The following is a 12608-nucleotide window of genomic DNA, read 5'->3' on the forward strand; positions in this document are numbered from 1 at the left end:
ACAGACCATTTTTAGTTTCCTCCTCTTCACTGCTTTTCCAACTGGATTTCAGATTAAAACTCTATTAATAGTTTTACTATCAATAAAAATAGCTTTACAAATTTGCTATAAAGTATTACTTCTACTTACTTTTAAACCGTTGAAACAATTGGACTAGTGGAGTTCAGGATATCGCCACACACAACCCCACCTAGTAAGAGAAATGCCCTGACAAAATATCATCATAGATTACCTAAAGCCCTTCTTTGAGTTTACAGTGTTGCTGATTCTAAACACTTCTTCAAAAGCAGCTTAATTCTGTCGTTACCTAACCGACCGCGTATATACTTATGATTAGCTACACAACTTTTTGTACGATGTCTGGGCTGGAGCAGGAGGCTCAGGTGAAGACTTATGGCATATTGCTGGCCCACCGCACCTCTGGTTGGTTCGACATTGAGCTATATTGCTTGGACCGCTTCTATTGTGAAATTTGGCGCCAGCAGCCTACAGGGCAAGTAACGTATGTAGAGCCGTTTGCAGAGCAGGATAAACTCTTACCTTACCTTAAGCGGGTTTCGTTGCCGCTAGGCTTAGTGACCAAGCTAGAATAAGATTACAGTACCAGCTTACTTTTAAGCAAGTTCACAGAGCTATGCTAGTGAGCTTAGCTTGCGCTAGTCATCGACTTTCGTTGTAGCTTCGTTTTCCACCAACTCTACACCGACTATGGGACTACTTGATGGCTTACTCGGCAATGCTTCGGAAAGTGACGCTCAAGAATTGCAACAAGAACTCAGCCGCCTGCTGGCTACCAATGAGCGGGTAGAAAAAGCGTTCGTTATCATTCGCGATCAGCTAATTTTTACCAATAAGCGCTTGATTCTGGTGGATAAGCAGGGCCTGACAGGCAAGAAAAAGGAGTTTCTGAGCGTGCCCTACCGCAGCATCGAGCAATTCTCGATGGAAACGACAGGTCATTTTGACTTAGATGCAGAACTGAAAATTTGGGTGCGCGGTCAGTCTGCGCCCATCAGCAAAACCTTCCGCAACGACCGCAACATCTACGACATCAGCAAGGCTCTGGCCGACTACGCGCTATAGCACAAGCTATTTTTAACCAACAAAAAGCCCCCCAGACGATATCTGGGGGGCTTTTGTGTAAATGCAGGCTGTTCAACTTACCGCGCCACCGAATCTTGAATTGCGGGAGGCGTGGGATTGTACTCCGGCGTCGAGTTGTTGTGCTCAGCTTTCCGCTTGCCCGGACTATCCTTCATATCGCGGCGGCTGAAGGGACGAATAATCAGGCGCAGCGCTTGGTCGGAGCTGAAGTAGCTGAAGGCCCAATCGACAAAGGCCACCACTTTGTTGCGGAAACCCACCAGCGTCATTAAGTGCACAAAGAGCCAGGTAGCCCAGCCCAGAATACCACTGAAATGTACGTTTTTGGGTAAATCAACAACGGCCTTGTTGCGGCTTACAATGGCCATCACACCTTTGTTAGTGTACTCGAAGTTCTTGGGGGCTTCGTTGCGCATGATGCGCTGCAAGTTTTCGGCTAGTACATCGGCTTGCTGCTGAGCTACGGGCGCCAGCATGGGTAAGCCGCGGGGCATATCCTCGGTCACCATATTGGCTACGTCGCCGATAGCGAAGACATTCTGGAAGCCCTCTACCTGATTCCAGCGGTTTACATTGATACGCTTGTTGCGGGTGACTACCTCTGTAGGCAAGCCGGGCACTTCGGCGCCATTTACCCCAGCAGCCCAAATGAGGTTTTCCGTTGGAATATATTCAGTATCGGAGTAATACGCTCGGCAGTTTTCAAACTTCTTAATGGAAGTATTCAGACGCACAATTACGCCTAGTTCTTCCAAGTAGCGCTTGGCTTCCTGCTGCGACTTTTCCGACATTGGCCCCAGTACAGCAGGGCCCGCTTCTACCAGAATCACCTGCATCTTGCGCAAGTCCAGCTCCGGGTAGTCTTTGGGCAGCACGTGCCGACGCATTTCAGCCAGCGAGCCGCTGATTTCTACGCCCGTAGGCCCACCGCCCACGACCACAATATTCATCAACGCCTGTTTGGCTTCAGCACCCTCTGTGAGGAGGGCTTTCTCGAAGTTTTGGAAGATAAAGCTGCGCAGATTTAAGGCATTCGGGATGCTCTTGATTTGCATGGCATTCTTCTCAATACTTTCGATGCCGAAGAAGTTGGTGAGCGAGCCAGTGGCTATTACCAGATAGTCGTAGCGAATCTCGCCTACAGCGGTGTGCACCAAGTTGCGCTCGGGCTCCACGCGCTGCACGTCGGTCATGCGGTAGAAAAAGTTTTTCTGCCCAACGAAAATCTTGCGAATCGGGTAGGCAATGCTACCGGCCTCCAAAGCACCCGTAGCTACTTGGTAGAGCAGGGGCTGAAAGTTGTGGTAGTTGTTGCGGTCGATGACGACCACTTGCACGGGCGCGTTGCGGAGCTTTTTAGCCAGCCGCAAGCCCGCAAATCCGCAGCCGATGATAACGACGCGCGGATGGGGAGAAACCGGAAGGTTCGTATCCATAATTCTGAAAAACAAGGAGTAAGGCGCGACCTGATGCACGCACTGGCCAGCAGCCATACGGCGCCAACCTTGGTTGTTTTACCGTAAAACCGCTTAGCTGGTTGTCCTGTTTTTATTACGCTTGAGCTTCGTATTGGTAGAGCAAACTCAATTAAGCAGGAACGCCCAACTGCGCATATCGCAATTGGGCGTTCCTGCTTACTCTTTGGCCAAGCTTAGGGGCGAGTTAATAGTCCTCGCCTTCTTTCTTCTTAAACTCGCCGTCCTTCACCTGCTGAATTAGCTTGAGCCAACTGAAGGGGTTGAGTAGCGGGTTGTTAGATTGGGGATTGGGGGCGACGCCCATGCGGCGGTCGCGGTCGTACTGTTGCTGCTGAAGCGTCTGGCGGTAGTTGCCAGCGCTGGTGACGGGGGCGTTGTTGAAAATCTGCCGGAGCACTTCGGGGCTCAGGTTTTTGGCGGCGGCACTACCACGTTCTTTCGGCAGCTTAAGGGCCAGAAACGCTTCCTTAAACTCCTTCTCCGTTGCGTAGGGAAACACTCGTACTTCAGGCAACACTGTTACGTCTTCTTGGAGCGAGACGATAACCGAGTAGCTCTGACGCGGATAATCGGGCGGAATAATAACGTACTGATTACGGTAACCGAGGGAGCGAATCACAATGCTGTCGCCGGTGAGTACGGGCAGCGAGAAGTAGCCGTAGAGATTGGTAGCCGTGCCCCGCCCTGCCGAAGGAACGAATACGGTAGCGCCCGGCACCCCCAGCAGGCTGTCGCCGGTGGCTACGATACCGGAGAACTGCACTACGCGCCGTTGCCCTTGGGCGTGACCAGCGGTAGGGGCCAGTACCAACAGCGCAAATAATAGCCCTAAGGTGGCTACAACTGCATAAATTCGACTTTTATCAGACATACTCAGGTGTGCTATACTGCAATAATACGGCTCTTTGGGAGGTGGAAGCCGGACGGAGCGTAAATTTGTTCAGTTCGAGGCGGGGGGCTTTTCCCTGCTTTGTTCGGTAAAGGATGCGCCTCAAACACTTCAGCGTTGCATTTGGGCAACAACTATTTAAGGCTCTCGGCGATGAGTCGCGGGTGCGGATGCTGCATTTGCTCTGGCGCAATCAGGAGATGTGCATCTCCGACCTTGAGCAGGTGCTAGACTTCACCCAAACCAAAACCTCCCGCCAATTATTGTATCTGAAGAATGCGGGCCTCGTCAGCTTCCGACGGCTTGACAACTGGGCCTTCTATTTTATAAAGGATGAAATGGCGGACCTGGTTCACCAGTTTTTGGGTTACATGGAAAAAGACCCCCAACTGGTACGCGACCAGCAGATTTATCAAACCCTCTGGTCGAATAGAGAGTTGGCCGCGTACAAGCTCCAAAACCGCCGCTGGACCGGTCAGCCTCAGACTTAAGGGCGCTGGCTTATAAGACGATGGAGCTTATCCAATGTAGTGTATGAAGTATGAACACCACCTGTACGTTTGCACCAACCAAAAAAGTGAGGTTGGCCGCGACGTAGTAAAGGCTCTAAAGAAAGAAATTAAAAAGCACGGCCTGAGCAAAAAGCTCAACCGCACCTTGCCTACCGGCTGCCTCGATGTATGTAAGCACTGCAAAAAAAGCTGCGGTGCGGCCGTCATTGTTTATCCCGAAGGCACCCTCTACGGCGACGTGGAGCCTGATGACGCGCCAGCCATTGTGCGTGAACATCTGCTCAATGGGCGCGTTGTATCTAAACTCCTACTTGATTAAAAATGCCCCCCAGCTCTTCTTTTCGCCCGACCAAAGCTTATCGTCATCTCTTTTTCGACCTAGATCATACTCTGTGGGACTTTGAAAAAAACGCCGATGAAACCCTGCGCACCCTCTTTGTACACTACGATTTAGGTCGTTTTGGTACGTTTACGGTAGAAGAATTCATTGACCGCTATCGCGACATCAACCATGCGCTGTGGCGCTTGTATCAGGGGGGCAAAATCACACAGCAGCAGTTGCGCAGCACCCGCTTCACGCGCACGCTGGTCCGGCTGGGCGTAGATGAAGCCGACGTACCAGAAGGAATTTCCCAGCACTTTACGGAGTTGCTGCCCACCAAGTCAGCGGTGTTTCCCTTCACCTATGACATGCTCCAGTATTTGCAAACCAAATACACGCTGCACTTGATAACGAACGGCTTTAAGGAGATTCAATATATCAAGCTCGACTCCTCGCAGCTCACCCCGTACTTTCAAGAGGTAATTACCTCCGAGTGTAGCGGTTGCCTTAAGCCCGACCGGCGCATGTTTCAGCACGCTCTGGAGCGCACCGGCGCTAGCGCTGCGGAAAGCCTTATGATTGGTGACAACCTGGAATGCGACGTACTAGGCGCATATAATGCAGGCATTGACCAAGTGTATTTCAACCCAGAAAAGCGGCGCCACTTCAACGAAGTGACTTACGAGATTAGCTGTCTGAGTGAGTTAAAGGAGATTTTGTAGGAAAAAAAGCCCCCCAATGCCCCCTACCTTTGCCTCGATATGATACACCTATTAGGAATTTCGGGGAAGCGAGGCAGCGGCAAGGATACGGTGGCGCGCCTGATTCAGCAGCTACAGCCCGAGCGCAACTGGCAGATTCTTTCCTTCGGCGACGCCATCAAAGCCGTGTGCGCCACCTTGGCCGGCGAGGCAATTGCCCCCTACTACTACCAAGACGGCAAAGCGCAGCTACTCCCCATCTTTGGACGTACCCGCGGCGAAATGCTCCAGCAAGTAGGCCACGCGTTACGAGCGTGGGAGCCGGAAATTTGGGTGAAAGCTTTCTTTGCTCGCCTGCCCGAGGATCAGTTCGTCATTGTGCCCGATGTACGTTTTGCCAACGAAGCCGACCCCATTCGGGAGCGTGGCGGCATAATGTTGCGTGTCGAAGGTGACCCGCTACAACAGCGTGGCGACGGCACCCGCGACGATAATCACCCCAGCGAGACAATGATGGACACTTATCCACATTTTGCGAGTGTTATTCACAACATAGGCTCACAGGAAGAATTAAAAGAGCAGGTGCTGGCGCTATTAGCGACCCTATAAAAGCATAGACCTATATAATTCCATAAGTATGATTCGCAGAACGGGGAGCCGACAATCGGCCAGCAACTGGGCTCATTAGTGGTTGTTCAACTCCCTGTTACCTTTGCCCGGTCCCCATCCATAAACCTACACCCAAAGACTATTTCTATGGCCAACGGCTTTTTCAACGTTCCGCTTCCCATCAATGAACCCGTCAAAGGCTACGCACCTGGCTCCAAGGAGCGCGCCGAGTTGCAGCAGGCTCTGAAAGAGCTCAAGCAACAGCAGGTAGATATTCCGATGTACATTGGCGGACAGGAAGTGCGCTCGGGCAACACCAAAACCATTTCGCCTCCTCACGACCATAAGCACGTGCTAGGGCAGTTTCACGAGGGCGACGGCACACACGTAACCCAGGCAATTGAAGCCGCTTTGACCGCTCGGCGCGACTGGGCTGAATTGCCTTGGGAGCACCGCGCCGCTATTTTCTTGAAAGCCGCCGAGTTGCTAGCTGGCCCTTACCGCGCCCGCCTGAACGCGGCCACGATGCTCGGCCAAAGCAAAAACGCCTACCAGGCTGAAATCGATGCCGCTTGCGAGCTGATCGACTTCTTCCGCTTCAACGTACACTTTCTGCAGGAAATATACAAGCAGCAGCCTGAGTCGGCGCCCGGCATGTGGAACCGCTTGGAGCACCGGCCGCTCGAAGGCTTCGTGTTTGCGCTTACCCCTTTCAACTTCACGTCTATTGCCGGCAACCTACCTACTTCGGCGGCGCTGATGGGTAACGTGGTGGTGTGGAAGCCCGCCAATACCCAGATTTATTCGGCCCATGTGCTGATGGAGCTGTTTCAGGAGGCAGGCGTACCGGCTGGTGTTATCAACCTCGTGTATGTTGATGGCCCCACGGCGGGTGACGTGATTTTTAATCACCCTGAGTTTGCAGGCATCCACTTTACTGGCTCCACAGGCGTCTTCCAAAACATTTGGAAGACGATTGGCCAGAACATTCACAAGTACAAGTCTTATCCACGCATTGTAGGCGAAACAGGTGGCAAAGACTTTATCATAGCTCACCATTCGGCCCACCCGCGCCAGGTAGCTACGGCTATTTCCCGGGGGGCTTTTGAGTACCAAGGTCAGAAGTGCTCGGCGGCGAGCCGTGTGTACATTCCTTCCAATCTCTACCCGGAGGTAAAAGCCTATTTGCAGGAAGATCTAAAGTCGATGAAAATGGGCGATGTGGAGGATTTCGGCAACTTCATCAACGCCGTTATCAGCGAAGCTTCCTTCGATAAACTAGCCAAATATATCGACGGCGCCAAGCAGGACCCAGAGGTAGAAATCATCGCGGGGGGCAAATATGACAAGTCGAAAGGCTACTTCGTAGAGCCTACGGTGCTAGTAGCCAAAGACCCCAAGTACGTAACCATGTGCGAGGAGCTATTCGGCCCCGTACTGACCATGCACGTCTACGATGCGGACCAGTTCGAAGAAACACTCGACTTGGTTGACAGCACTTCGCCTTACGCGCTGACCGGCGCCATTTTCGGCCAAGACCGCTACGCTATTGACTTGGCTTCGAAGCGCTTAGTAAACGCTGCGGGTAATTTCTACATCAACGATAAGCCCACCGGAGCCGTGGTTGGTCAGCAGCCCTTCGGCGGCGCGCGCGCCAGCGGCACCAACGACAAAGCTGGCTCTATGCTGAACTTGCTGCGCTGGGTGTCGCCACGCGCCATCAAGGAAACCTTCGTGACGCCCGTAGATTACCGCTATCCTTTCCTGGGCGTTGAAACGGGTGAGAACCTGAACGTGACGGGTCAAGGCGGTTTCTAAACTGCCAGCTCATGACGCAAAAAGCCCCCCAGATATGTTCTGGGGGGCTTTTTTTGTACTCTGCGTGTTTTATTTACCCCTTTGATACCTTTCTGCTTGGTGATTGTTCTACCATTGGCTGAAAAGAGAATTTGCCCTATGCTTGCTTTCTTGCCCAGGCTTAGGTTCACCTTTGTTCCCAATCGCCTACGCCTTACCTTTGCTCCTCAGTGCTGATTTTACTATAGTCCTAATCTAGCCGCTATGTTTCTTGCCCTTCCTGCCGCGCAATATCATCCTTCCGATTATCTACCCATCCTAGTTCAGCTTGGGTTTGCTTTAGCTTTTGTCGCTTTTGCAATGATTGTCTCCCATCTAGTTGGTCCAAACCGCAAGAGCGCCGTTAAGGACAGTTCTTTCGAGTGCGGCATCGAGTCGGTGGGCAATGCCCGCACGCCGATTTCGGTGAAATACTTCCTGACAGCCATTCTATTCGTGCTGTTCGATGTGGAAGTTATCTTCATGTATCCTTGGGCTGTTAACTTTCGCTCATTAGGCACAGAAGGTTTTGTTCAGATGATTGTATTCTTAACCCTGCTTATGGCTGGCTTCGTGTACGTCATCAAAAAGGGCGTACTACGCTGGTCGGAGCGCTAAAAGGCAAACTTTTGTTTCCTTACTAGTGTTCGTCAGATGGGTGTTCCCATTTCTGAAATAGACTCTTTCTTATGACTGATATACGAGTTCCTGAAATCAAAATGGCAGAGGCGCCGGAAGGCGTTGAGGGTGCCGGCTTTTTTGCTACTTCCCTGGAAAAGGTAGTCGGTATTGCTCGCGCTAACTCGCTCTGGCCTTTGCCCTTTGCCACATCTTGCTGCGGTATTGAGTTCATGGCTACCATGGGCTCGCACTACGACATTTCTCGCTTCGGTTCGGAGCGGCCGTCGTTTTCGCCTCGTCAGGCCGACTTGCTCATGGTAATGGGCACTATTGCCAAGAAAATGGCGCCCATCGTGAAGCAGGTATATGAGCAGATGGCTGAGCCTCGCTGGGTACTAGCTATGGGCGCCTGCGCCTGCTCGGGGGGCATTTTTGACTCTTATTCCGTGCTTCAGGGCATCGACCGTATCATCCCCGTTGATGTGTACGTGCCCGGTTGCCCACCCCGTCCTGAGCAAGTGCTCGACGGATTGATGCGGGTACAGGATCTGGCTAAAAACGAGTCTATTCGCCGCCGCAACTCGCCCGAATATCAGGCGTTGTTGGCCTCTTATAACATTAAGTAAGGAGCTGAGAGCAGCCAGATTTAACTTATGAATCCCGCTGCTCTCAACTTCTAGTTCCTCTCAAAAATGGCTGAATCGAACGAAGAATCCACTGTTGCTCAAACTACTGTAGCCGAAACCGACCCTAATAAGCTGACCAATGCTCGGGTGCTCACTACCCTTCAGCAGCTATTTGGCGAAGATGCTTTTACAGATGTAGAAGAGCCTTACGGCTTGCTTACGGCCACTACCACGCGCGAACGGATTCACGAAATCATTCAGACCCTGCACGGCGAGCCAACCATGCAGTTTAACTTTCTGACCACTATGTGCGGGATCCACTATCCCGAGAACGAAGGTCAGGAGTTGGGAGTGATTTATCATCTCCACAGTTTGGTGCACAATGTGCGCCTGCGGCTAAAAATCTTTTTCCCGATTACCGATCCGGCCGTCCCTACGCTCACCGACATCTACGCTACGGCGAACTGGATGGAGCGTGAAACTTTCGACTTCTTCGGCATCATCTTCACGGGCCATCCCAACCTCATCCGCATTCTGAATGTGGAGGATATGGACTACCACCCCATGCGGCGCGAATACGCACTGGAGGATGGCACCCGCGAGGACAAAACTGACCTGTTTTTCGGCCGCTAGGCCCCTGATACCTATATCATGGCAGTAAACGACACGCTGGAAGGCACCCATAAGATTCATCAAGAGGCCCGCGAGCAGCAGCATAACCAGCTCGTGCCTACTCTCAACGACTTCAGCCAGGAGCTGACGACGCTGAACTTGGGCCCGACGCACCCTGCTACACACGGCATTTTCCAGAATATCCTGCAAATGGACGGGGAGCGGATCATTTCCGGTGTCCCTACCATTGGCTACATTCACCGAGCTTTCGAAAAGATTGCCGAGCGGCGGCCGTTCTACCAGATTACGCCTCTCACCGATCGGATGAATTATTGCTCTAGCCCCATCAACAACATGGGCTGGCACATGACGGTGGAAAAGCTGCTCGGTATCACCGTTCCCAAGCGCGCGCAGTATATGCGTGTGATTATGATGGAGCTGGCCCGCATCACCGACCACCTGATCTGTAATTCAATTCTGGGAGTAGATACTGGTGCCTTTACCGGCTTCCTATACGTGTTCCAGGAGCGGGAAAAGGTTTACGAGATTTACGAGGAAGTATGCGGCGCGCGTCTCACGACCAATATGGGTCGGGTAGGCGGCATGGAGCGCGACTTTTCGCCGGTTGCTATAGAGAAGCTGCGCAAGTGGCTGAAGGAGTTTCCAGCTGTCATGCGCGAGTTTGAGAGCATGTTTACCCGCAACCGCATCTTCATGGATCGGGTGGTAAACGTGGGGCCAATAACGGCAGAGAAAGCTCTGAACTACGGCTTTACAGGTCCAAACCTGCGTGCTGCTGGCGTCGACTATGACGTGCGAGTAATGAATCCATATTCATCTTACGAGGACTTCGACTTCGAAATCCCAGTAGGCACGAACGGCGATACATACGACCGCTTCTTAGTACGCAACGAGGAGATTTGGCAGAGCTTGCGCATCATCAACCAAGCACTAGATAATCTGCCCGAGGGCCCGTACCACGCTGATGCACCGCACTATTATTTGCCCCCCAAGCAGGCCGTGTACAAAAACATGGAAGCGCTGATCTACCACTTCAAGATCATCATGGGTGAGATTGAAGCTCCAGTGGGTGAGGTGTATCACTCTGTGGAAGGCGGCAATGGCGAATTAGGCTTCTATCTGATTTCGGATGGTGGCCGCACACCATACCGCCTGCATTTCCGTCGCCCCTGCTTTATCTACTACCAAGCTTACTCCGAAATGGTAGTGGGCACCAGCCTCTCCGACGCTATCGTGATTCTAAGCTCGATGAACGTAATTGCTGGCGAGCTGGACGCGTAGTTTTTTGCTGAATTTGTTTCCTATGGAAGTTACGACTGCTCCTACTAAGCCTCAATTTTCGCCCGCCGCACAGGCAGAGATTAAACGTATTATCAAGCGATACCCTGAGGATCGCAAGAAGTCAGCTCTATTGCCCGTGTTACATATTGCCCAAGCGGAATTCGGCGGCTGGGTAAGTCCCGAAGTGCAAGACCTGGTGGCCGAAACGCTGGACCTCAAGCCAATTGAGGTGTACGAGGTGTCGTCGTTTTACACCATGTTCAACCTCAAGCCAGTTGGCAAGCATGTGCTTGAAATCTGCCGCACGGGTCCTTGCATGTTACGCGGATCGGATGAACTAACCGAGAACTTAGAGCGCATTACGGGAGCTAAAGTAGGCGAAACTTCACCCGACGGCATGTTTACCATTAAGATGGTAGAGTGTCTAGCAGCTTGTGGTTTTGCGCCGGTTGTGCAGGTGCGGGAGAAGTACTACGAGAGCTTGGAAACACCAGAAGCGGTAGATGCTATGCTCAACGAACTGCGCAGCATGGTGCATCGCCCGCTGTTGCCATGGGAAGAGCAGAATACGAACGCTTAGCCTTTAAGCCTATTACGCGCTTAAAGAACAAATCAATTAACCCTTCACTCCTACCCCTTACGCTGGAGAAATCATGGGACGCAAGCTATTAACTGAACATATAAACGTCGAGGGGATCGACACGTTCGAGGTCTACCGCAAACACGGTGGCTATCGCTCCGTGGAAAAGGCCATTAAGACGATGACGCCTGATGAGGTGGTAGAGGAAGTCAAGAAGTCGGGCCTACGTGGGCGCGGCGGCGCGGGCTTCCCAACGGGGTTGAAGTGGAGCTTTTTGGCTAAGCCAGAAGGTGTGCCACGCTACCTCGTCTGCAACGCCGACGAATCGGAGCCTGGCACCTTCAAGGACCGCCAACTGATGTCGAAGCTGCCACATTTGCTCATTGAGGGCATGATTACGAGCAGCTACGCTTTGGGCGCGCGCACCAGCTACATTTATATTCGTGGCGAGTTATTATACGTGCTACGTATTCTGGAAAAGGCTATTGCTGAAGCATATGCGGCTGGCTTCCTAGGCGAAAACATTCTCGGCTCGGGTTACTCCCTGGATTTGCATGTGCACCCTGGCGGTGGCGCTTATATCTGCGGTGAAGAAACCGCTCTGCTGGAATCTTTGGAGGGCAAGCGTGGTAACCCACGCAACAAGCCGCCGTTCCCGGCAGTTCAGGGCTTGTACGCCCGTCCTACTGTGGTAAATAACGTAGAATCCATTGCCGCGGTGCCAGTTATTGTAAACGAAGGCGGCGACGAGTACGCCAAAATCGGCATTGGCAAGAGCACGGGTACAAAGCTTATCTCCGCTTGCGGGCACTTAAATAAGCCAGGTATTTACGAAATTGAGCTAGGTGTTCCCGTCGAAGAATTCATTTATTCCGATGAGTACTGCGGCGGCATTTGGAAAGGCCGTGAGTTAAAAGCAGTAGTAGCTGGGGGTTCATCCGTGCCGATTCTGCCCACGGAGCTTATCTTGAAAACCGCTGCTGGCGAGCCTCGCCTGATGACGTACGAATCCTTGTCTGATGGTGGCTTCGTAACTGGCACTATGCTGGGCTCGGGGGGCTTTATTGCCATGGACGAGACGACCTGCATCGTGCGCAATACCTGGAACTTCTCGCGCTTCTACCATCACGAGTCGTGCGGGCAGTGCTCGCCCTGCCGTGAAGGCACGGGCTGGCTCGAAAAAGTACTACACCGTTTGGAGCATGGCCACGGTGCTATGCACGACATCGACTTATTAGTGAGCGTAGCTAAGCAAATTGAGGGCAATACAATTTGCCCCCTAGGCGAAGCAGCGGCCTGGCCCGTAGCAGCAGCCGTGCGCCACTTCCGCGACGAGTTTGAGTGGCACGTAAAGCATCCGCAGGAGGCCACTCGCCCCGGGGCGGTATATCCGGGCAAAGCCGTTTTGGCCTAGCA

Annotated in this window: 15 protein-coding genes; 13 read left to right on the forward strand and 2 right to left on the reverse strand. The window is 52.4% G+C overall.

The features are described 5' to 3' along the window. The first annotated feature begins 356 nt into the window (after positions 1-356). Both ACW9KT_RS18175 and ACW9KT_RS18180 read left to right on the forward strand, forming a co-directional pair. Positions 357-593, forward strand: coding sequence for a hypothetical protein (locus ACW9KT_RS18175; protein WP_457083010.1), 237 nt, complete (start codon positions 357-359; stop codon positions 591-593). Between the two features lie 115 nt (positions 594-708). Next, positions 709-1083, forward strand: coding sequence for a PH domain-containing protein (locus tag ACW9KT_RS18180; RefSeq protein WP_457083012.1), 375 nt, complete (start codon positions 709-711; stop codon positions 1081-1083). 77 nt (positions 1084-1160) lie between these two features. On the opposite strand, the gene ACW9KT_RS18185 is transcribed toward ACW9KT_RS18180, so the two are convergent. Both ACW9KT_RS18185 and ACW9KT_RS18190 read right to left on the reverse strand, forming a co-directional pair. Next, entirely contained in the window at positions 1161-2540 is a 1380-nt protein-coding gene (locus ACW9KT_RS18185) for an NAD(P)/FAD-dependent oxidoreductase (RefSeq protein ID WP_457083014.1), read from the reverse strand. Between the two features lie 226 nt (positions 2541-2766). Further along, positions 2767-3453 (reverse strand): carboxypeptidase-like regulatory domain-containing protein, encoded by a 687-nt coding sequence (locus tag ACW9KT_RS18190; RefSeq protein WP_457083016.1) that lies wholly within the window; start codon positions 3451-3453, stop codon positions 2767-2769. Between the two features lie 113 nt (positions 3454-3566). Between ACW9KT_RS18190 and ACW9KT_RS18195 the strand changes: the two genes are divergently transcribed. From ACW9KT_RS18195 to nuoF, 11 genes are all read left to right on the forward strand, one after another. After that, positions 3567-3962 (forward strand): ArsR/SmtB family transcription factor, encoded by a 396-nt coding sequence (locus ACW9KT_RS18195; RefSeq protein WP_457083018.1) that lies wholly within the window; start codon positions 3567-3569, stop codon positions 3960-3962. A gap of 43 nt (positions 3963-4005) precedes the next feature. Next, positions 4006-4302 carry a (2Fe-2S) ferredoxin domain-containing protein gene (locus ACW9KT_RS18200; protein ID WP_457083020.1) on the forward strand — a complete coding sequence of 99 codons (297 nt, stop codon included), beginning with the start codon at positions 4006-4008 and terminating at the stop codon, positions 4300-4302. A 2-nt stretch (positions 4303-4304) separates the two neighbouring features. Further along, on the forward strand, positions 4305-5027 hold the full coding sequence (locus tag ACW9KT_RS18205; protein WP_457083022.1) for a YjjG family noncanonical pyrimidine nucleotidase: 723 nt from the start codon (positions 4305-4307) through the stop codon (positions 5025-5027). Between the two features lie 39 nt (positions 5028-5066). Then, entirely contained in the window at positions 5067-5615 is a 549-nt protein-coding gene (locus ACW9KT_RS18210; RefSeq protein ID WP_457083024.1) for a hypothetical protein, read from the forward strand. Positions 5616-5762: 147 nt separating this feature from the next. After that, positions 5763-7433: an L-glutamate gamma-semialdehyde dehydrogenase gene (gene pruA / locus ACW9KT_RS18215; RefSeq protein WP_457083026.1), complete on the forward strand. Its 1671-nt coding sequence runs from the start codon at positions 5763-5765 to the stop codon at positions 7431-7433. Positions 7434-7676: 243 nt separating this feature from the next. Then, positions 7677-8069 (forward strand): NADH-quinone oxidoreductase subunit A, encoded by a 393-nt coding sequence (locus ACW9KT_RS18220; RefSeq protein ID WP_457083028.1) that lies wholly within the window; start codon positions 7677-7679, stop codon positions 8067-8069. A 71-nt stretch (positions 8070-8140) separates the two neighbouring features. Then, a complete protein-coding gene (locus ACW9KT_RS18225; protein ID WP_457083030.1) occupies positions 8141-8698 on the forward strand; it encodes an NADH-quinone oxidoreductase subunit B in 558 nt (185 codons plus the stop codon). A gap of 66 nt (positions 8699-8764) precedes the next feature. Further along, positions 8765-9331, forward strand: coding sequence for an NADH-quinone oxidoreductase subunit C (locus tag ACW9KT_RS18230; protein WP_457083032.1), 567 nt, complete (start codon positions 8765-8767; stop codon positions 9329-9331). Positions 9332-9349: 18 nt separating this feature from the next. Then, on the forward strand, positions 9350-10612 hold the full coding sequence (locus tag ACW9KT_RS18235; RefSeq protein WP_457083034.1) for an NADH-quinone oxidoreductase subunit D: 1263 nt from the start codon (positions 9350-9352) through the stop codon (positions 10610-10612). Between the two features lie 22 nt (positions 10613-10634). Next, the gene (locus ACW9KT_RS18240) at positions 10635-11192 is read left to right on the forward strand and encodes an NADH-quinone oxidoreductase subunit NuoE family protein (protein WP_457083036.1); all 558 of its coding nucleotides are present in this window, start codon (positions 10635-10637) and stop codon (positions 11190-11192) included. 73 nt (positions 11193-11265) lie between these two features. Then, positions 11266-12606 (forward strand): NADH-quinone oxidoreductase subunit NuoF, encoded by a 1341-nt coding sequence (nuoF, locus tag ACW9KT_RS18245; protein ID WP_457083038.1) that lies wholly within the window; start codon positions 11266-11268, stop codon positions 12604-12606. Positions 12607-12608: the final 2 nt, after the last annotated feature.

Source organism: Hymenobacter sp. HD11105 (assembly GCF_054051685.1).